This is a genomic window from Halomonas marinisediminis, assembly GCF_004347715.1.
Lineage (GTDB): Bacteria > Pseudomonadota > Gammaproteobacteria > Pseudomonadales > Halomonadaceae > Halomonas > Halomonas icarae.
On record NZ_SLTR01000001.1, the window covers coordinates 21,068 to 41,083 of the forward strand.

General features: G+C 64.1%; 14 protein-coding genes. 5 read left to right on the forward strand and 9 right to left on the reverse strand.

The window, feature by feature from the left end:
- Positions 1-4 precede the first annotated feature (4 nt).
- Together E0702_RS00120 and E0702_RS00125 are read left to right on the forward strand one after the other, a co-directional pair.
- The gene (locus E0702_RS00120; RefSeq protein ID WP_132040938.1) at positions 5-1,822 is read left to right on the forward strand and encodes a SurA N-terminal domain-containing protein; all 1,818 of its coding nucleotides are present in this window, start codon (positions 5-7) and stop codon (positions 1,820-1,822) included.
- A 103-nt stretch (positions 1,823-1,925) separates the two neighbouring features.
- Positions 1,926-5,963 (forward strand): EAL domain-containing protein, encoded by a 4,038-nt coding sequence (locus tag E0702_RS00125; protein ID WP_240721623.1) that lies wholly within the window; start codon positions 1,926-1,928, stop codon positions 5,961-5,963.
- Here E0702_RS00125 and E0702_RS00130 read toward each other — a convergent pair.
- Together E0702_RS00130 and E0702_RS00135 are read right to left on the reverse strand one after the other, a co-directional pair.
- Complete coding sequence (locus tag E0702_RS00130) at positions 5,944-6,702, reverse strand: UDP-2,3-diacylglucosamine diphosphatase (RefSeq protein ID WP_132040939.1); 759 nt, start codon at positions 6,700-6,702, stop codon at positions 5,944-5,946. The genes E0702_RS00125 and E0702_RS00130 overlap by 20 nt on opposite strands.
- An 81-nt stretch (positions 6,703-6,783) precedes the next feature.
- Positions 6,784-7,278 (reverse strand): peptidylprolyl isomerase, encoded by a 495-nt coding sequence (locus tag E0702_RS00135; protein WP_132040940.1) that lies wholly within the window; start codon positions 7,276-7,278, stop codon positions 6,784-6,786.
- 296 nt (positions 7,279-7,574) lie between these two features.
- On the opposite strand from E0702_RS00135, the gene E0702_RS00140 reads away from it, so the two are divergent.
- Positions 7,575-9,299, forward strand: coding sequence for a glutamine--tRNA ligase/YqeY domain fusion protein (locus E0702_RS00140; RefSeq protein WP_132040941.1), 1,725 nt, complete (start codon positions 7,575-7,577; stop codon positions 9,297-9,299).
- 11 nt (positions 9,300-9,310) lie between these two features.
- Positions 9,311-10,732: a cysteine--tRNA ligase gene (gene cysS, locus E0702_RS00145; protein ID WP_132041245.1), complete on the forward strand. Its 1,422-nt coding sequence runs from the start codon at positions 9,311-9,313 to the stop codon at positions 10,730-10,732.
- A gap of 105 nt (positions 10,733-10,837) precedes the next feature.
- Here cysS and E0702_RS00150 read toward each other — a convergent pair whose 3' ends face one another.
- The gene (locus E0702_RS00150; RefSeq protein ID WP_132040942.1) at positions 10,838-12,127 is read right to left on the reverse strand and encodes a type II toxin-antitoxin system HipA family toxin; all 1,290 of its coding nucleotides are present in this window, start codon (positions 12,125-12,127) and stop codon (positions 10,838-10,840) included.
- The gene (locus E0702_RS00155) at positions 12,117-12,395 is read right to left on the reverse strand and encodes a helix-turn-helix domain-containing protein (protein WP_132040943.1); all 279 of its coding nucleotides are present in this window, start codon (positions 12,393-12,395) and stop codon (positions 12,117-12,119) included. The genes E0702_RS00150 and E0702_RS00155 overlap by 11 nt, the downstream gene beginning before the upstream one ends.
- Positions 12,396-12,589: 194 nt before the next feature.
- On the opposite strand from E0702_RS00155, the gene E0702_RS00160 reads away from it, so the two are divergent.
- Complete coding sequence (locus E0702_RS00160) at positions 12,590-14,215, forward strand: phospholipase D family protein (protein ID WP_240721624.1); 1,626 nt, start codon at positions 12,590-12,592, stop codon at positions 14,213-14,215.
- Positions 14,216-14,357: 142 nt separating this feature from the next.
- Here the strand turns inward: E0702_RS00160 and E0702_RS00165 are convergent, their stop codons facing one another.
- The 5 genes from E0702_RS00165 to clrB are packed head-to-tail and all read right to left on the reverse strand — an operon-like array spanning position 14,358 to position 20,006.
- Positions 14,358-16,244, reverse strand: coding sequence for a glycosyl hydrolase (locus tag E0702_RS00165; RefSeq protein ID WP_132040944.1), 1,887 nt, complete (start codon positions 16,242-16,244; stop codon positions 14,358-14,360).
- 46 nt (positions 16,245-16,290) lie between these two features.
- A complete protein-coding gene (locus tag E0702_RS00170; RefSeq protein WP_132040945.1) occupies positions 16,291-17,412 on the reverse strand; it encodes an Mrp/NBP35 family ATP-binding protein in 1,122 nt (373 codons plus the stop codon).
- 13 nt (positions 17,413-17,425) lie between these two features.
- Positions 17,426-18,223, reverse strand: coding sequence for an ethylbenzene dehydrogenase-related protein (locus tag E0702_RS00175; protein ID WP_132040946.1), 798 nt, complete (start codon positions 18,221-18,223; stop codon positions 17,426-17,428).
- Between the two features lie 47 nt (positions 18,224-18,270).
- Positions 18,271-19,011, reverse strand: a complete 741-nt coding sequence (locus E0702_RS00180) for a molecular chaperone TorD family protein (protein ID WP_165927454.1) — start codon at positions 19,009-19,011, stop codon at positions 18,271-18,273.
- Between the two features lie 14 nt (positions 19,012-19,025).
- Positions 19,026-20,006 carry a chlorate reductase subunit beta gene (gene clrB, locus E0702_RS00185; RefSeq protein WP_132040948.1) on the reverse strand — a complete coding sequence of 327 codons (981 nt, stop codon included), beginning with the start codon at positions 20,004-20,006 and terminating at the stop codon, positions 19,026-19,028.
- Positions 20,007-20,016 lie beyond the last annotated feature (10 nt).

Consider the following 20,016-nt stretch of genomic DNA (forward strand, 5'->3'; position numbering starts at 1 on the left):
CTGCATGCTGCAAAGTATTCGAGACCGCTCCCGAAGCTGGGGAGCCAAGATCATCATCGGGGCAGTGGTCGTGACCATGGCGATGTTCGGTGTGGATTCACTGGTGGGCCTGTTCGGCAATAGCGGCGACGAGGTCGCCGAGGTCAACGGTGAGCCCATCATGCGTCAGGAGCTAGAGCTCTCGGTGCAACGGGCCATTCGCAGCGGCCAGGTGCCGCCGGAGCAGGAGCGGGCGCTGCGCAGTCAGATGCTCGACGAGCTGATCACGACCCGGGTGTTGAGTCAGTATGTCGAGGAGGGCGGGATGCACCTTTCAGAGGAGCAGCTCGACCAGATCATCGTGTCACTCCCCGAATTCCAGGACCAGGAAGGCCGGTTCGACCAGGAGCTGTTCCGCAACCGCCTGGCCAGCGCCGGCTACACGCCGCTGGGCTTTCGCCAACAGCTGCGTGGCGACATGAAGCAGCAGCAGCTGCAGCAGGGGTTGGCGTTCAGCGACTTCAGCCTGCCCGGCGAGCAGGAACGCCTGGCCGAGCTGCAGCGCCAGACGCGTACCTTCCGATATGCCGCCCTGGGGCCCGACGACCTCGAAGAGGAGCTTTCTCCTTCGGATGAGGCCATCGAGGCGTACTACGCTCAGCATAAGGCGCGTTTCCGCCGCCCCGAGCAGGTGCGTCTGAACTATGTGGTGATCGACCGCCAGACCATGGCCGATGAGATGGAGATCGACGAGCAGACACTGCGTGATGCCTGGCGTGAACAGACGGCCGATGCCGATCGCCGGCTCTCCCATATCATGGTGACCTTTGGTGAGCAGCGCAGCCGTGAAGAGGCGGTGGCCAAGCTCGAAGAGGTACAGGCGCGCCTCGCCGATGGCGAATCCTTCGCCGACCTGGCCGCCCAGGTCTCCGATGACACGGTCTCCGCGGAACAGGGTGGCGACCTGGGTGTGGTCAGCCGCGGCTTCTTCGGTGACGCCTTCGACGAGGCCGCCTTCTCACTCGATGAGGGTGGCGTATCGGAGGTCGTCGAGACCGACAATGGCCTGCACCTGTTGACCGTGACCGGGCTTGAGCGTGAGTCGTTCGAGTCAATGCGGGGTGACCTGCACCGCCAGGTGGCGCTGGACAGGGTCTCGGGGGAGTTCAATGAGAAGGTGCAGCAGCTGATCGACGAGAGCTTCGCCGCCGATGATCTGCAGAGTGTCGCCGATGATCTGGGACTCGCGCTTCACTCCAGCGACTGGGTTTCGCGTGATACTCGCGAGGGGGTGCTCTCTGAACCGGGAGTCATGGCCCAGGCGTTCAGCGACGATGTGCTCGAGGAAGGCTATAACAGCGAGGTGATCGAGTTGGATAGCGATCGTCGTCTGGTGCTGCGTGTCACCGAGCATCGCGAGGCGACCACGCTGCCGCTGGATGAGGTGCGCGACGAGGTCGCCGCCCAGGTCACGGCAGAGCAGCGTCGGGAGGCGCTGCGGGCTAGAGCGGTTCAGCTTGTCGATTCCCTTGGCGACGGTGAGTCCGTGGCGCTCGACTGGCAGCGGGTCGAGGAGGTCAGTCGCCAGGAGTCTCGGGGAGTCTCCCCGGCGGTGGTCAATGCTGCCTTCCGGCTGCCGGCACCCGAGGGAGAATCTCCCGTGTATGGTCAGGTGGTCGATGGTGATCGTGCCGTGATCATCGCCCTGGAGTCGGTGGGCGAGGGTGAGGTCGATGAGCAGGTCGAGCGTTTTGTCGCCTCGATGGCCGAGCGGCTGCGCGCTCAGGCCGCGATCCAGGGTCTGATCGAGCACCTGCGCAGCGAGGCCGAGATCAAGCGTTAACGCCATTCGATCAATGCCGCTGGTCAGCCCCCTGTGAGCCGTTGCCTCGCCGGGGGCTCTCTTGTTGTGATATCGCCATACTGATTCCAAGAGCCCTCGACGCATGCAGCTCAAGACAATCTCGATCGCCTCCGATACCTGGTTGATGGTGGTTTCCGTCACCTTCATGCTGATGGGAGGCGTGGCGCTGGCGACGAACTCCCTTCAACTGTCGGGGCCGGTGTTGCTCGCCGTGGATAGTGCCTTCGTTGCATTGGCCACTGGCGTCGGCCTGGTGGGGATTTGGCTTCGTCAACCCGGCCCGCGCATCATGGCTGGCATCACCCTGGCTGGGCTGGCCCTGAATACCCTGGTGCAGGGTGGCCTGGACGAGTCGTCCATGCCGGATATTCGCTGGTTGCAGAGGGGGGTCGGTCTAGGCTCGCTGGAAGCGCTTCTGCTGCTGGTTGTGGCACCGTGCCTGCTGCTGGGCAGTGGGTCACCATGGCTCGGCAGGTTGTGGCGACTCGTCGGTGTGCTGCTGCTGAGTGTTAGCGCCTTGTCACTGTGGGTCTTGGTCGTTGGCAGCGACCTCGGGCGCGCTGTGCGCGATGCCTCCTCCGAAGTCCTGGCACTGTTCACCCTGCTGCTCGGCGCCGCGATGCTGGTTGCCGGCTATCGGTGCGGGCATGACAGGCCCCTTATCGGACGCAAGACGCTCTGCGCCTGCCTGCTGGGAGTGGCCGTCAGCAGTGCGGCCTGGTATCTACTTAACTGGCAACAGGTGGTGCGCGAGACGGGGCGTGCCGAGCTGATCTTCGAGACGATTCGTCTCGATGCCGAGCGGGCCGTGAATATCCGTCTGCAGTCGCTCAGGCGCATGGCCGAGCGCTTGAACGCCACGCCCCATGGTTCGGGGGGCAGGGTCTCGCGTGACGATCAAATTCACTATTTGCGCGACTTGCCGAGCCTGGAGGCTCTTGGGGTCATGGCCCATGATGGGCGCTGGCGATGGCTTCGTGGGCGCGATGCCGAGGCCAGGCAGTGGCTCAGGCGGCAGGCCAGCCGACCACTCGCCGATGACTGGGAGGGGTCACTCTTTACTCACGCCGCCATGTTGTTACCCGATATCGATCACCCGAATCAGGCGCTGATCGTCGTCGGGATACCCCGCCATGATTATCGATTGCTTGCCTTGATTGACCTGGGCAAGTTGCTGAAGAGCGAACTGCATGTGCCGCTTCCTGCGTTTCAGGTGGCGCTGTATCAGGGTGGCGAGGCGCTGCGTCATGATGAGCGGGCGCTACTGAGGGTCGCGGCACCCGGGATGGTAGCCCGCCCCGTGGCGGAGACCCCTCGCATGCTGTCGCGCAGCATAGGGCTGCCGGGTGGCGTCAGGCTTGGCGTCGATATCCACTCGGCCAGGGCATCGCTATGGCCAATGGCGTTGGGATTGCCGGCGTTTGTCGGCCTGGGGGGACTGCTTCTCAGCTTTCTGTTGACGCTGAGCCTGGGCCTGGTAAGGCTCAACGCCTCGCGTACTCGGGAGCTCGATCACTCGCGGCAATACCTGCTTCGTCAGCAGGCCATTCACGCTCTTATCGCCGAAGAGTCGCCTCTCGACGCCCCGCTGGAAGCGGTCTGCGAAATGCTGGAAGAGCAGCTTCCGCAGCGACTCTGTTCCATCATGTTGGCCGATCGGGCCGGGAGCCGTCTTGAACTGGCCGCAGGACGGCGCCTGCCGGCGGCGTACCGCGACGCGGTGGCCACTATTCCCATCGCGCCGGGTGTGGGGGCCTGTGGGAGTGCCGCCTATTCTCGCAAGCTGGTGGTATGTGATGACCTCCCCAGTGACCCCGCCTGGCAGGGCTATCAGACGCTGGTGAGAGAGCACTCACTGCTTGCCTGCTGGTCGTATCCCATCATCGCCAGCGACGGCCGGATGCTCGGTACGTTCGGGGTCTATTCACGCGAGCCGATGCGTCCCACAACGCATGAGCTGGAGCTTGTCCGTCAGGCGGTCGATATCGTCGCCCTGGCCATCGAGCGGGATCATGATCGCCGTTCGTTAAGCGAAAGCGAACAGCGCTATCGCTCGCTCTTCGCCTACAACCCTGATGCCGTGTACTCCCTGGATATGGAGGGCTACTTCAGCAGTGCCAATGCCAGCTGCGAGGAGGTGACGGGCTTTCGGCTCCACGAGATCGTGGGAGTCCACTACTCGCGCTTCGTGCAGCCTCATGAGGTGGCAACGACTCAGTCACATTTTGAGCAGGTACTGAGGGGCGAGGCGCAGCGCTATCAGCTGGAAGTGGTCGGCAGGAGTGGGGAAGCGCGACAGCTGGATATCACCAATCTGCCAATCATGGTGGACGGGAGTATCCGTGGTGTTTTCGGTATCGCCAAGGATATCACCCAGCGTCGACACAACGAGATGCGCCTGCGAATCCTCGAGCAGGGCGTCGAGGTGAGTGTCAACGGCCTGGTGATCGTGGATGCCCTCAGGCCCGATATGCCGATCACCTATGTCAACAGGGCGTTCGAGACCATGACCGGGTATCAACGTGAGGAAGTGCTGGGGCGTAACTGTCGCCTGCTGCAGGGCCCGGATACCGATCCTCAGGCGGTTCTTCAGCTGCGTGAACGGCTGTCGAGGCAGCAGGAGGTCCATGTGACGCTGTGCAACTATCGCAAGGATGGTGCCATCTTCTGGAATGAGCTGTATATCTCGCCGATTCGTGATCGGTGCGGGCAGGTGACTCACTTTGTAGGGATCCAGCACGATGTCTCCGAACGCAAGGCGTACGAAGGGCAACTGGCCTATCACGCCAGCCACGATGTGCTGACCGGCCTGGCGAACCGTGTGGTTCTGGAGGAGCGACTTCCTCATGACCTGGCGCTGGCGAACCGTGAGGGCAAATGGTTATGTGTGCTGTTCATCGATCTCGATGGCTTCAAACCGATCAACGATAGTCTCGGTCATGCCATCGGTGACCAGCTGCTGCAGAGGCTCGCCGCACGGCTGGGAGAGGTGGTGCGTCGCGAGGACACCCTGGTGCGCTTCGGCGGCGATGAGTTCGTGCTGCTTCTCAATGACCCCTGTGATGAGGTGTGGGCGATGGAGGTGGCCGAACGGCTGCTTGATCTCGTCGCACGGCCCTACCGTATCGAGGAGCACGAACTGCACTTGACGGCCAGTATCGGTATCGCCGTCAACGTCGATAGCCAGACGCGTCCGATGGAGCTGATTCAGCAGGCCGATATGGCCATGTATCGCGCCAAGCAGCAGGGGCGCAATACCTATCAGTGGTTTACTCCCGAGATTACCAAGCGGGTGAGCGAACGCGTCGCCTTGCGTAACGAGCTCCAGGAGGCGATCGATACGGAGTCCTTCGAGCTCCACTACCAACCGCTGTTCGATCGCAATGGCGAAGTGGTTGGCCTGGAGGCGTTGCTGCGCTGGCCGAATCACCGGCGGGGTGATATCTCGCCGGCGACATTTATTCCCATCGCCGAGCAGACGGGCCAGATTATCTCCATCAGTCGCTGGGTGCTGATGCGTGCCTGCGAGGACATGGTGAGGCTTCGCCGTCAGGGCATGACAACGTTCGGTGTGTCGGTGAATATCTCACCCTTGCAGTTTCAGCGTGACAATTTCCTCGCCACTCTGGATGACACGCTATCGGCCACCGGGCTGCCGGCCGGTCTGCTGACTCTCGAATTGACCGAAGGCATCCTGATGAGCGAGACGGAGAGCGCCATCGAGGCGCTGCGAGCCTTGCGAGAGATGGGGGTTCAGGTGGCGATCGACGACTTCGGAACCGGCTTCTCGAGCCTGAGTTATCTGAAAAATCTGCCGGTCGACACCGTCAAGATCGATCGCAGCTTCATTCGCGAGATCGATCGCAACGCCAATGATGCTTCACTCACCCAGGGGATCATCTCCATGGCGCATCACCTGGGGCTCAGGGTCGTGGCGGAGGGTGTCGAGACCGACAGTCAATATCGACTGGTCCGCTCTCATGGCTGCGATCTGTTCCAGGGGTTCCTGCTGGCACGCCCGATGTCGTTCGAGAGGCTTCAGCAGTTCCTCGAGACGAGGCGGGGCAGTGCTGATGTCACTCTTGGGACAGGGACACCTTTCACAGGGCCACCTCCCTGAGTTCCGGTCTGGCCTCTTCCTCGATCACGACCTCCCAACCCAGGGTTGGCTGCCAGTCACCCAGCACGATGCGCCGGGCGGGCCGTCCATCGACCTCGAGCTCATGCACTGCCGGGCGGTGGGTGTGACCGTGGATCAGCGTGGTGACGCCATGTTCGGCCATGACCCGGGTGACCTCGTCCTGGGTGACGTCCATGATGTCCTCGGCCTTGTTGGAGTTGGCCTCTCCGGACTGGTCGCGAAGCTGCCTGGCCAGGGCGATGCGCTCCTGGATCGGCATCGACAGCACCTGCTCCTGCCATAGCGGATCTCGGGCCTGGGCGCGGAAGGCCTGATAGGCCTCGTCACGGGTGCACAGGCTGTCACCGTGCATCAGCAGTACCGGGCTACCGCCGAGGGTGACAACGCTGGGGTCCGCCAGCAGGGTGGCGCCGGCTTCGCTCGCGAAGCGCTCACCGAGCAGGAAGTCACGGTTGCCATGCATCAGGTAGACCTCGGTGCCGTCGTCGGCCAGGCGACGCAGTGCCCTGGCGATACGGGCCGCGAGATCGGCATTGCCGCTGGGGTCGATGTCCACCAGGTCGAGCAGGTCATCGCCGATCCAGGCCTCGAAGAAGTCACCGAGGATATAGAGGGCGTGAGAGCCATGGGCGCGCTGCTCCAGCCAGCGTAGAAACCCCTCGGTGATCTCGGGGGCGCCGGGGTGCAGGTGCAGGTCGGAAATCAGCAGGGTGGCCATATGGAGAGTTCCCGGGTTGGCGGCAGAGAGCAAGGCGCCCGCACGGGGCGGGCGCCAGCTGGGGGGGGCAGTACGGAGGGCTTACTCCTCGATGTAGGCCTTCTTGATCACCACGTCTTCGGCGGGCACATCGGCGTGCATGCCGCGGCGGGTGGTCTCGACACTCTTGATCTTCTCGACCACGTCCATGCCGTCGACCACACGGCCGAAGACGCAGTAGCCCCAGCCCTGGATGGACTTGCCGCTATGGTTGAGGAAGGTGTTGTCGGCGACATTGATGAAGAACTGGGCGGTGGCGGAGTGAGGATCCTGGGTGCGCGCCATGGCCAGGGTGCCGATCTCGTTGGCCAGGCCGTTGTCGGCCTCGTTCTCGATGGGGGCGTGGGTCGGCTTCTGGTCGAAGTTCTCGTCGAAGCCACCACCCTGGACCATGAAGCCCTCGATCACCCGGTGGAAGAGGGTGCCGTCATAGAAGCCTTCGCGCACATACTGTTCGAAGTTGGCGGCCGTCTTGGGGGCCTTCTCGTGGTTGAGCTCGACGTGGATGTCACCGAAGGTGGTCTGCAGTACGATCATGCGTAAGTTCCTGTGCAATAAAGGGGCGCTGCCTTGGCGTTGCCCATGGGCGTGGCGCTATAATACCGGTTTTGCCTCGCTGCGCGAAGCTAGCCTGATGATGGCTTGGATCGCCGCGGCGAGGGGCGCCGGGGATGAGCCGAAGAGGAGGTCCTATGCCATGGAAGGCATCGGTAGCGCCCAGGGAGGGGTTCACAGCGCCTCCTCGCAGGCTCGTCGCCGGAAAAGCCCCGAGCAGTGAAGGCCACATCAACGGCCCCCGGACCGCACCCCAACCAGAGGTTGTTTTCCCAACCATGACCACCGACACCACCAGCGCGCCGAACTTCATTCGCAACCAGATACGTGACGAGATCGAGGCCGGCCGCGACGGCAAGATCGTGACCCGCTTCCCGCCGGAGCCCAATGGTTTCCTGCATATCGGGCACGCCAAGTCGATCTGTCTCAACTTCGGCCTGGCCGAGCAGTTCGGTGGTGACTGTCATCTGCGTTTCGATGACACCAACCCGGCCAAGGAGGACCAGGCCTATATCGACGCGATCAAGGCGGATGTCAGCTGGCTGGGCTTCCAGTGGGCGGGCAACGTGCGCTTCGCCTCTGACTACTTCGACCAGCTCTATGCCTGGGCGCAGCACCTGGTGCGTGAGGGCAAGGCCTATGTCGACGACCTCTCACCGGACGAGATCCGCGAGTATCGCGGTACCCTGACCGAACCGGGTCGCCCCAGCCCCTATCGCGAGCGCAGCCCCGAGGAGAACCTCGACCTGCTCGAGCGCATGCGCGAGGGCGAGTTCGCCGAGGGGGAGAAGGTGCTGCGCGCGAAGATCGACATGGCCTCGCCCAATATCAACCTGCGTGACCCGATCCTCTACCGTATTCGCCATGCCAGCCACCACCAGACCGGCGACACGTGGAAGATCTACCCCTCCTACGACTTCACCCATGGCCAGTCCGACGCCATCGAGGGAATCACCCACTCCGTCTGTACCCTCGAGTTCGAGGATCACCGCCCGCTCTACGAGTGGTTCCTTGACAATCTGCCGGTGCCGGCAAGGCCGCGCCAGATCGAGTTTGCCCGACTCAACCTGAACTATACCCTGACCTCCAAGCGCAAGCTCAAGCTGCTGGTGGATGAGGGGATCGTCGATGGCTGGGACGACCCACGGCTGCCGACCATCTCCGGGCTGCGTCGCCGCGGCTATACCCCGGCCTCGATTCGCAAGTTCTGCGAAATGATCGGTGTGACCCGGGCCGATGGCGGCCTGGTAGAGATCGCCATGCTCTATCACGCCATCCGCTCGGACCTCGAGGACAACGCGCCTCGCGCCATGGCGGTACTCAAGCCGCTCAAGGTGGTACTGACCAATGTGCCCGAGGGGCATGAGGAGACCTACGAGGTACCCGGCCACCCGGCGCGGGAGGATATGCCCGTGCGCAAGGTGCCCTTTACCCGCGAGCTCTATATCGACCGGGACGACTTCATGGAGGAGCCACCCAAGAAGTTCTTCCGCCTGGCGCCGGGCAAGGAGGTGCGGCTGCGCAACTCCTACGTGATCCGCTGCGACGAGGTGGTCAAGGATGAGGTCGGCGAGATCACCGAGCTGCGCTGTTCGGTGGACTTCGACACCCTGGGCAAGAACCCCGAAGGCCGCAAGGTCAAGGGCGTGATCCACTGGGTCAGCGCCGAGCATGGGGTGCCCATGGAGGTTCGCCTCTACGACAATCTGTTCCTCGAGGAACAGCCGGACAAGGACAAGGATGCCGACTTCCTCGAGCATCTGAATCCCGAGTCGCTGGTGGTGTGTCAGGCCATCGGTGAGCCCAGCCTGGCCGGAGTCGAGCCCGAGAGTCGCTTCCAGTTCGAGCGCGTGGGCTACTTCTGCGCCGACCGCCATGCCTGTGGCGAAGGCAAGCTGGTGTTCAACCGCACCGTGAGCCTCAAGGACAGCTGGGCCAAGACCCTGAAGAAAGAGACCCAGAAGCAAGAGTCCCAGCAGAAAGACGCGCAGAACAAGGGCTGAGCATGACCGATATGCAGATCTACAACACGCTGACACGCCGCAAGGAGCCCTTCACGCCGATCGAGCCGGGCAGGGTGCGGATGTATGTCTGCGGCATGACCGTCTATGACTACTGCCACCTGGGCCATGCCCGGGTGATGGTGGCCTTCGACGTCATTACCCGCTACCTGCGTCATAGGGGATATGACGTGACCTATGTGCGCAACGTCACCGATATCGATGACAAGATCCTGCGTCGGGCCGACGAGAATGGCGAGACCATTGCGTCGCTGACCGAGCGCATGATCGAGGCGATGCACGAGGACGAGGCGCGCCTCGGGGTGCTGGCGCCGGATCAGGAGCCTCGGGCGACTCGACATATCGACGACATCATCGCCATGATCGAGACCCTGCTGGCCAAGGGCTACGCCTATGCCGCGAACAATGGCGATGTCTACTACCGGGTGAGGCGCTTCGAGGGCTACGGCAAGCTCAATAACCGTGACCTGGACGAGATGCGCTCCGGTGCCCGCATCGAGGTCGATGAGCACAAGGAGGACCCCCTCGACTTCGTGCTCTGGAAGGCGGCCAAGCCGGGCGAGGCGAGCTGGCCTTCGCCCTGGGGCGAGGGGCGTCCCGGCTGGCATATCGAATGCTCGGCCATGTCGAAGTGCTGCCTGGGCGAGACCTTCGATATTCATGGTGGCGGGCCGGACCTGACCTTCCCGCACCACGAGAACGAGATCGCCCAGTCGGAGGCGGCCAACGGCAAGCCCTTCGTCAACACCTGGATGCACGCCGGCGCGGTGCGGGTGAACCACGAGAAGATGTCCAAGTCGCTGGGCAACTTCTTTACCATCCGCGAGGTGCTCGAGCACCATGACCCCGAGGTGGTGCGCTACCTGCTGGTGGCCAGTCACTATCGCAGCGCGATCAACTACGCGCCGGAATCCCTGGCCGATGCCCGCAAGTCGCTGGAGCGGTTTTATAACTCTCTCGAAGGGGTTTCATTCGAAGGTATCGATGCTGCCAGCATTGAGGCCCTGACCGAGGGGGTGGATAGCGACTTCGACAAGCGCTTTAGCGCGGCGATGGACGATGACTTCAATACCGCCGGGGCGCTCTCGGTGCTCTTCGACCTGGCCCGCGAGCTGAACCGCGCGAAGAAGGAGGCCCCCGACCAGGCGCCGGCCCTGGCCGCCGAGCTCAGGCGGCTGGGCGGCATCCTGGGGCTGCTGCAGCAGGACCCGGCCCTCTTCCTCAAGGCGGGGGCCGGTGAGCTGCCGCTCTCGGAAGCGGAGATTCAGGCGAAGATCGACGAGCGCGCCGCGGCCAAGAAGGCCAAGGACTTCGCCACCGCCGACGGGATTCGCGACGAGCTCGCCGCCCTGGGCATCATCCTCAAGGACTCCCGCGAGGGTACCGGCTGGGTCTTCGAGAAGCCCGAAGCCTAGCCTGCCTCGGGAGCCTCGGGTGCCACGTCATCCTCTAGACGCCCGCCCCCTGAACTCGTTTACAGGGGGGGCTGGCGTCCTGGTATCCGGGGTGGCATCGGGAGGTCACTCGGCCCAGAGGCCGCGGTGGGTTTTCTGAAGGGAATCCAGCCGCTGCGCTATTTCCCGACGCGTACCTGCACTGACACCCAGTGCCCTGGCCACTTCATTCCATGCACTGACCGCCGTCATCACTTCCTCGATCACCTGCCTGGCCTCGCTCCAGCGCGTGAATCCGGCCTGGTCGGCCAGGGCCTGAATGACCTTTCGCGGCGGATTCTTGCCGTGCCCCATAAAGGCGGTGGCATGTTCATCGTAAGGGCCCGGGCTGAAGGTCAGGTCATACCCGGGGGAGGGGCGCCACTGGCCATCATTCTGCAGCAGAAAGGCCCAGTTCTTGCTGTGGTCGTCCTGGTTGCAGGCGAAGAGGTTGAAGATTGCTCGTCGAAACAGCGCCCTGCCGACGGCGGGGCTACCGCAGAGGACCTGGCCGGCTTTGATGAGGTCTGCGTAGTCGAGCGATGGCAGGCGGAAGTCGGCGTCCAGCAGGCCGCAGGCGCTGCTCATATGGTAGCGCCCCTGCTGGTTGCAGTCGAAGCGCCGCAACGCCAGCCAGGCCAGTGCCGGAGAGCCCGCAGGAGGGGTGATGAGCTGCCAGTCCGGTGTTTCGATGCCGGCCCGCCTGGCCAGGGCCAAGTAGGCCGCTTCGCACAGTCCTTCTTCATGCCCCAGCGCCAGTGCGCTGGAGGTGAACTTGACCAGCCAGGGCTCCAGTTCCGGGCGAGGGCGGGTGCTGGCCTGGTCAATGGTGCCCGGCGACAGATAGACCTGAACCTTGGGGCGTGCCCCGCCTGAGCTGCCAGCCTGGGCCAGGGCAGCGAACACCGTGTCGGTCTGGCCCTCGAAGAGCCGTCGAGCCTGTTCACCCAACTCGCCCAGGCGGCTCCAGTGATCGGCTTCGTCCTCATCGACAAGTTCTGTTGCTGGGTGGTAGCTGAGTGCCCCCATGCCATGCTCGCCGACGAAGGCCAGCCGGTCCATGGCTGTCACGGCATGGGGTGGAATGCCGTGCTGACGAAACAACCGGTCCATCAGCATCAGGCCCCAGCCGTCTGGCAGTGAGTCGGCGAACAGGCCGTGGAGTCCCTTGTGGGGCGATGGCGGGGCCGCGTGCAGGCGTGTGTCGAAGGGCAGCTGAAACGGCGACAAGCTGTGCTGCTGGCGACAGTAGGCCTCGTCGTACTGGAAGAAGACACCCTGCCTGTTCTGGGCCAGGCGGCCGACGAACACCTGACGGCCATCGCTGAGGCGGCGGCGCACCTCCAGCTGCCGGATAGGATTGAAGTCACTCGTCACGCAGCACCTCCTCGATGCTGCCAGGCATGCTCGGCCTGAGCACCGTCAGCTCCGCTATACGCTCCAGGCGATCCACGCTTTGCCATAGCAGCAGAAACTGACGCAGTGAAATCTGGCCGGTCGTCTCGAACCGCTTGATCGTGGGGGCCGGCACGCCGCTGCGCTCGGCGAGAGCGTCGCGCGACAGCTTCAGCTCCCGTCGACGCTGTCGAACCGCTCCCGCCAGGTCGTGCTGGACATCGCTGGCGGTCAGTAATGTGAGTCGCATGGTAGTCCTTTTTAGATATTATAGTATCTAATTATTCTCTCTTTATTAATTTATAGATATGATAGTGTCCTTTATGGTTTTATCAAGGAAGCGCTGGGGGAGAGCCTTGGACGCCATGGAGTGAATAGAAGGCCTCGATGGCGAGGTGAGGTATGTTCTACTCCCCTATACATTTTTATTGCTGCGGGTCGGTCATGGTCAGGAAGTCGAAGCAGATAGCGTGGGGCTCGGTCAGCCTCGAGGCGCTTGGCAAGCCGCTGGTGCCTGAGGGGCGAGTCGTCAGGGGAGTGGTGCTGAGCCTGATGTTCGGCCTGCTGCTGGGTGGCTGTACCCTGCCCACGCTGCAGGGGCGCAGCATGACCCGGGCACTGCCCCTCGAGCAGGCGCGGGATACCACCCTGGGCGAGCTGGTCCGCGATCGGCTGGATCGACACCCCGAGCGTAGCGGTATCTATCCGCTGGGTGATGCTCACGAGGCGTTTGCCGCCAGAGTGCTGCTGGCAGAGGCCGCCGAGCAGACCCTCGACCTGCAGTACTACATCTGGCACAACGATACCTCGGGCAGCCTGCTGTTCGATGCCGTGCGACGCGCCGCCGATCGCGGTGTCAGGGTCAGGTTGCTGCTTGATGATAATAATACGGTGGGACTGGACGAGACCCTAGCCGCCCTGGATGCCCACCCAGGGATCGAGGTACGCCTCTTCAACCCTTTCGTGGTGCGCTCGCCCCGCGCCATCGGTTATGTGACCGATTTCTCCCGTGCCAATCGGCGCATGCACAACAAGACATTCACCATCGATAACCAGATCACCATCATCGGTGGGCGAAACGTCGGTGACGAGTACTTCGGTGCCACCCGAGGAGTGTTGTTCTCCGACCTGGATGTGATGGCGATCGGACCGGTCGTGCAAGACGTCTCCGACGACTTTGACCGCTACTGGAACAGTCGGTCGTCCTACCCGGCGAGCCGCTTGATCGATAGCGTCGGCAGGGAGGGCCTCGCTCGGGTTGTGGCCAATGCCGAGCAGGCGCGCCGCCTGCCAAGATCCCAGAGCTATCTGGCGGCACTGGAGGCGAGTGATCTGGTGAACGGGCTGGTCCGTGGGGATCTGGCCTTCGAGTGGGCCACTGCCTGGATGGTAAGCGATGACCCATCCAAGGGGCTGGGAGAGGCTCAGGAACAGGAGCTTCTGACCAGTCGGCTCGGTGATCTGCTCGGCGCGCCGGGGCGTCAGTTGGATCTGGTGTCCCCCTATTTTGTGCCCATGAAGGAGGGCACGGAGTGGCTGGCGGGTCTGGCAGAGCAGGGGGGCCAGGTCAGGGTGCTGACCAACTCCCTGGAAGCGACAGACGTTGCCGCGGTGCATGCCGGGTATTCAAAGCGTCGCCGGGATCTGCTCGACGCCGGGGTAGAGCTCTTCGAGCTGAAGCGCAGCGGCGCCATGGATATGATAACGCATAGCAGCCCCTTCGGGCGTTTTGGCAGCTCCGGCTCGAGCCTGCACGCCAAGACATTCGCCGTCGACGAGAAGTGGGTATTTATCGGCTCGTTCAACTTCGATCCCCGCTCGGCGCGCCTCAATACCGAGACCGGTTTCTTGATCGAGAGTCCAGCCCTGGCCACGGCAATGGATGACGCCTTCGATAATCGAGTGTCCGAGCAGAGCTACCGCGTCAAGCTGGCCGATGATGGCCATCTGATATGGCACGAGCAAACGGGCGAACGGGACATCATTCACCGCACCGAACCCAATATCGGTCTGCTGCGTCGTATCGGTGTAAAGGTGATGTCGTGGCTGCCCATCGAGTGGCTGCTGTAGAGGGCAGGCCGGGGGTAAGAAGCAGCTGATCGAGACCCCGTTTGGCGATTGAGCCGCGCCGACCGCTAAGCGACCGGCGCTGCTGCTCCGCTATCTCCCTGTGCTCCCTGGGTCAGTGGCGGTGATCTTAATGGCCAGAGGGCTAAGCATCATGGCCCTGGGGGTCGCGGCGCAGGATCGTGCCGCGATCGCCCACGGCATAGACGCCGCCATCCTGGGTGGCACAGATGGCGCGCAGGCCGACATCACTGCCGCTGGGCTCGGTCAGCCACTGGCCCTCCTCCAGGCGCAGGATCCGCCCTCGGGTGCCCACCGCAAAGGCGCCGGCGGCCGGGGAGCCGGCCACTCCCAGCAGGTCATCGCGCAGGCGGGTCGGCTGAAGCTGCCAGCGCTGGCCGTTGAAATGGGCCAGGGTGCCGGAGAGGCCCACGGTGTAGATATCCTCCAGCGTCGGTCCCCAGACCCCATACAGGAAGTTCTCGGTGCCGACGTTGAATTCGCCCCACTCCTTGCCGTTGTAGCGCAACACCAGGCCGAAGTCGCCGACCGCCAGCAGGTGCCGATCGTCCCAGCCGTGGAGGCTGTAGAGCGCCGACTGGGTGCCGCTGGGCATGCGCTTCCAGCCCAGGCCGTCGAAGTGCAGGATCAAGCCTTCGTCGCCGACCGCGTAGATCGAGTCGGGTCCGGTGCCCCACAGGGAGAGGATGGTGAGGTCGAGATGCAGATCGAAATGCACCTGCCAGTGACTGCCATCGAAGCGGTAGATGCGCCCGAGCTGTCCTGCGGCAAACAGCCCCTTGCCACTGTCCCACAGACAGTGCACCGCGAGCTCGCTGGGAGCGGGCAGGGCGTGCCAGCCATCCGCGTCGAGCCGCAGCACGGTGCCCGCCTCGCCGCAGGCGTAGCAGGTTCCCTCACCGGCCTCGTGGATGCCCCACAGCTGATTGGCGGTGGGGGAGGCCATGGCGGTCCAGGGGCTCGGTTGCGCTGCCGCCGGCGGTGGCGCCAGGGCGGCGGTGAAGTCGGGAGCGGCGGTCATGATGGTGCCGAAGTCACCCACCGCCAGTGCCTCACCGGTGGGTAGCGTGATGATATCCATCAGGTCGTGGTGACTGTTGCTCTCCAGGCGATCGAGGCGCAACTCCTTGAAGTAGTAGAGATGGCCTTGGTCGCCGACGATCAGCACGCCCTCCTTGTAGGCCTTCAGCGCCCGCAGGCGCGGCATCGGCGTCTCGAAGGTCAGTGCCTGGAACTCGCCATGGCGGTAGCGCACCAGCTCCCCGCGAAAGCCCCCCTGGTCGACGAAGTAGCGCCCGCCGCCCAGCAGCAGTTCATCGTCTCCCAGCAGCACCATCGCTTGAAACCCCGAGCTCAGGGGGCAGTCGAGGGCCAGCCAGCGGCCTTCCCGGTTGCGCTGAAGGACCGTCCCCTCGCCACCGGCGGCGTAGACGGTGCCGTTGGGGGCACAGGCCACGGCACGCAGGTTGATGCGTGTCGGACTCGCCTCCCGGTGCCACTCGCTGCCGTCGTAGTGCAGGATCATGCCATCATCGCCCACCGCCCAGGCCTCGCCTGCGGCGTTGCCATCGATGGCGAAGAGCGGGGTGTTTTCGCTGCAGGGAGCGAAGCGCCCCTCGTCGTCGACGATGCCACCGCGCTGCTGGTGCCACTCGGTACCATCGAAGTGCAGGACGGTTCCCATCCAGCCGACCGCGATCAGGCAATCGGGGCTGGGCCCCCAGAGGCCGTGCAGCGGCAGGTTGGTGGGCACGCGCATGCGTTCCCACTGCTGCCCGGCGGTATCGGGGGCGCCGGTGTAGCGCAGCACCATTCCCTCGTCGCCGACCACGAAGACCTCGCCGTTGCCGGCCCAGCCGGACCAGAGCACATCTCCGTCACCGGCACCGACCTCGGGCACCCGGCGCCAGGGGGCACGCTGGGGCGTGCGGGAGCGGGCGCCGTCGAGCAACTGGCTGAAGAAGCGGCGGCGATCGGCCTGGGGAGTATCGCCATGGCGGGCCTGGGTCATGATGTTGCGTCCTCGCAGAGTCAGTGGTGTGGCGCAGCGTCCGGGGCTAGCGGGAGGCGTCGTCGTTGTTTGGAAGAGATCCGGCGCCGAGCAGGGCGCCCAGCTCCGCACGCAGGGCGTCGCGCTGGTCGTCGGGCACACTTGCCAGTGCCGCTTCCAGTTCACCCGACTGTTCATCAGACATCGACGGGTGCTGGCTCAGCGCCTGCAGGGAGTCGGCGGCGGCGGCGGCGAAGGTCTCGCTGGCATGTGCGATACACGCCTCCACCGCGGGCATGAAGGCGCGTGCCTCGGGGCCATGAGGGGCATCGAGCACGATGGGGCGCCCGGCATCGGAGCCGCTGGCCAGGGCCGGGGACAGGGGAATCTGCGCCAGGGATTCCACGCCGACCTCGGCCAGTGCCGCGGCCAGGTGACTCCGCGGGAAAAGGTGGAACTCACCCCCACAGTGGGGACAGGTCACCCCCGCCATGTTCTCCACGACACCGAGCAGCGGCATGCCGCGCTCCTGGCAGAAGCGTACCGCCTTGAGGCTGTCCATCAGCGCCACCTCCTGAGGCGTGGTGGCCAGCAGTGCCGCCACGTCATGCCCTTCGAGCATGTCGGCCAGGGTGATCAGCTCATTGCCGGTGCCCGGCGGCATGTCGATCACCAGAAAGTCCAGCGGACCCCAGTCGAACGAGCCGATCAGGTGGTGCATGAAGTCGTGCTTGTAGGCATCTCGCCACACGATGGGGGTGTCGTCGCTCTCCATCATGAAGGCCAGGGAGCCGACCTGGATGGGATGGTCGATGCTCTCGGTGCGAAAGGCACGGGGACCTAGGCCACGCTTGTCGATTCGCACACGCTCGCCGACGAAGCCGAAGAAGCGGCTCTGGTTGGGGCCGTGGATATCGGCATCGGCGATGCCGACGCGGTAGCCACGAGCGGCAAGGCCGGCGGCGACGTTGGCCGAGACGGTGCTCTTCCCCACGCCCCCCTTGTTGGCCATCACCATGATGATCTGGCCGATCCGCGCCAGGCGCGACTCGATCAGCTGCTTCTCGTGATGCCCCTTCTCCAGCTGGCAGGTCGCCTCATCCGGGCAGAACTGGCAGGCATGACCGCGGCCGCAATCTTCGGGTGCCAGCGCCAGCGGGTCGTGGGAGGGAAAGTGGGAAACTGACATCGTCGCTAACTCCTCAGCTGTCGGAAGCGCCTTCCAGGCCGGTATCCAGCAGGATCCAGGTATGCGTGACGCGCTTGTTGCCGTCGCGCTCGTTGTCGGAACCCTGCCAGACGGCGAAGGCGATCGGAACCTGCTCACGCTCGAGGCTCACATCATACTCGCCACCGGCCGTAAGGGGCCGCGACATCACCACCCGCCATAGGCTGTCTTGCTCGATGGCATCGGGGTAGTAGGCGCCTGCCCCGGTGACGTGTTGGTCGTCGAGCGTCGTGGTGCTGCGGTAACCACCGGCGGCGAGATTCTCGACCCGGTTCGTGTCATCGGCACGCCAGTACCAGATGTTGACGGGGTTTTCGGGGCCGGATCCCATCATGTAGGAGGTGTCGGTATCGCCGATGGCGTACTGGATGGCCACCCCGTCGCGGAAGCTGTCCACGGTGGTGTCGGTATCCTGGCTATCATCCTTCCACTGCAGCCGAACATAGAAGCGTTCGCTGGATCGTGCGACCTGAAAGTGGAGGTGCTTGCTGCGGTTGGCGCCTTCGTCGAAGCGCAGCTTGACCGACTGGTGGACCGGTGGTGCCGGGAACAGCTCGGTGCGATACATCGGGATTCTATCCCAGATGATGTCATCCGGGTCATCCTCGGTGCGCAGATAGATGTTGTCGGGCAGGCGTGCCACCTGAACGCTATCGCCCGGCTTGATCTCGGTGATATTGGGGTTGATCTCGGTATGGTCGGCCCAGGTGGCGGCCGAAGTTAGCGCCAGGGCACACGCCATGGAGCTGTTAAGAAGAAAACGCGTTGTCATGGCAAATCTCCTCGCAAGGGGAACAGGCCCTTGTGTGTGCCGTCGGGTCAGTCCCACAGCGGGCTGATCTCGTGGTCAGAGTGATCGCTGGCGCTGCGGGGCGGTGGGCAGGGGCCGACTCGCGACGCCAGCGCCGCCTGCTGTTTGCTCGCCCAGCGGGGCAGTACGTCGATCAGGTGCGCCAGTGTCGGGTCGAGTGTACGCAGCCTCTCGGCGTTGAAGCGCTCCCGAATGGCCGTCAGAAGCGGCCCCAGATAGCGGGCGATAAAGTCACGTTGTGCGCGCTGGTAGGGGGCTGTGTCGCGCCCGGCGAGCAGCGCCTGGTGTTCGAGATGGCACAGCAGGGCGCTGAACTCGAGCATGGCCACCAGGTGGTCCGGCTCGTCGGCATGGCCCTCATCACCCTGGGCGGGCTGCAGGTCGAAATGCCGATAGAAGGCCTGCACGTTGAGCAGGAAGTTGCCCGGCGTCTGCCCGCCCACCAGGTCATGGTAGGCGCTGGCCACTAGCGGGACCCGTGGCTTGCCACGCTGCCCGTGCACGAAGGTGCTCATGTAGCCGAGCTCCAGCGCAGTCAGATCGGGGCTTGCCGGCAGTTCCGGCCAGGGCTCACCGGTCAGGGTCTGCCAGGCGGGTGCCAGCGCCTCGTGCAGGCGCCCGCTCTCGAGCGCTTGCTGGGTCTCGGCCAACGGGTAGCCGAACAGGGCGGCTGCCAGACGGTAAAGCGTCTCCGCGGCAACCAGCTGAGCTGCCTCGTCTGCGTGTGTGGTAGGGGATGGTGCGCTCACGGGATCTCCTCGTCTCAGCTCAGCTTGAACATCTCGGCATGCTTGTAGCCGATCAGGATGTCCATCAGCTCACTCTCGCGCCCCTCGGCCTTGGCCTGGCGCTCGGCCTGCAGGGTGTCGAGTACCTCGCCCACGCGTGGCCCGAACAGGCTCTCCAGGTAACTGAGCGGAATGCGCGACTCGTCCAGAGCCCTGCCATCGGCCGCATAGCTGGAAGGGGAGAGGGGTGGCACGTAGAAGACATTGGGCTGAGTGCCCCACTCGGCATGCAGTGGCAGCGCGACCTTGTGCTTCTCGACCAGCTGATGGATGGGGCCATCCTCATCATCGCGATAACCGATCCAGCGGATCCGTCCGACACACTGTTGGGCGCAGGCAGTCGGCAGCCCCTTCTCGATACGCGGGTAGCAGAAGATGCACTTCTCTGACTTGGAGATCTGCTCGTTGAAGTAGACCTTCTTGTAGGGGCAGGCGTTGACGCAGTAGCGGTAGCCACGGCAGCGCTCCTGGTCCACCAGCACGATGCCATCCTCCTGACGCTTGTAGATGGCATTGCGCGAGCAGGCCGCCAGGCAGGCCGGGTTGGCGCAGTGGTTGCACAGGCGCGGCAGATAGAAGTAGTAGCTGTTGGGGTAGTCACCCTCGCCCTGATCCTCATCCCAGTTGGCACCCCAGGTCGGCTTGACGTGGGGGCGCAGCCAGGGATCGGTGCCGGTCATCAGTGCTTCCTGATAGTTGTACTCCCAGGGAATGCCATAGTCCTCCTGGCTCGGCTGGCGGCCCAGGCGCAGGGCACCATCGGCATCGAAGCCCCCGCCCATGTTCTGGTAGTCCCGGGGGTAGCCGAGTCCCGGCTGGGACTCCACGTTGTTCCAGTACATGAACTCGCGACCGTTGCGGTTGGTCCACATCAGCTTGCAGGCCGCGGAGCAGGTGTGGCAGCCGATGCACTTGTTCAGGTCCAGCACCATGCTGAGTTGGCGTTTGACAGCCATGACAATCTCC

What these genes read in the sequence shown, in the direction of transcription:
- E0702_RS00140 (WP_132040941.1), top strand. Translation starts at nt 7,575, where the DNA reads ATGACCACCGACACCACCAGCGCGCCGAACTTCATTCGCAACCAGATA.
- E0702_RS00155 (WP_132040943.1), bottom strand. Translation starts at nt 12,395, where the DNA reads ATGCGACTCACATTACTGACCGCCAGCGATGTCCAGCACGACCTGGCG.
- E0702_RS00170 (WP_132040945.1), bottom strand. Translation starts at nt 17,412, where the DNA reads ATGTCAGTTTCCCACTTTCCCTCCCACGACCCGCTGGCGCTGGCACCC.
- E0702_RS00135 (WP_132040940.1), bottom strand. Translation starts at nt 7,278, where the DNA reads ATGATCGTACTGCAGACCACCTTCGGTGACATCCACGTCGAGCTCAAC.
- E0702_RS00160 (WP_240721624.1), top strand. Translation starts at nt 12,590, where the DNA reads ATGGTCAGGAAGTCGAAGCAGATAGCGTGGGGCTCGGTCAGCCTCGAG.
- E0702_RS00165 (WP_132040944.1), bottom strand. Translation starts at nt 16,244, where the DNA reads ATGACCCAGGCCCGCCATGGCGATACTCCCCAGGCCGATCGCCGCCGC.
- cysS (WP_132041245.1), top strand. Translation starts at nt 9,311, where the DNA reads ATGCAGATCTACAACACGCTGACACGCCGCAAGGAGCCCTTCACGCCG.
- E0702_RS00130 (WP_132040939.1), bottom strand. Translation starts at nt 6,702, where the DNA reads ATGGCCACCCTGCTGATTTCCGACCTGCACCTGCACCCCGGCGCCCCC.
- clrB (WP_132040948.1), bottom strand. Translation starts at nt 20,006, where the DNA reads ATGGCTGTCAAACGCCAACTCAGCATGGTGCTGGACCTGAACAAGTGC.
- E0702_RS00175 (WP_132040946.1), bottom strand. Translation starts at nt 18,223, where the DNA reads ATGACAACGCGTTTTCTTCTTAACAGCTCCATGGCGTGTGCCCTGGCG.
- E0702_RS00120 (WP_132040938.1), top strand. Translation starts at nt 5, where the DNA reads ATGCTGCAAAGTATTCGAGACCGCTCCCGAAGCTGGGGAGCCAAGATC.
- E0702_RS00125 (WP_240721623.1), top strand. Translation starts at nt 1,926, where the DNA reads ATGCAGCTCAAGACAATCTCGATCGCCTCCGATACCTGGTTGATGGTG.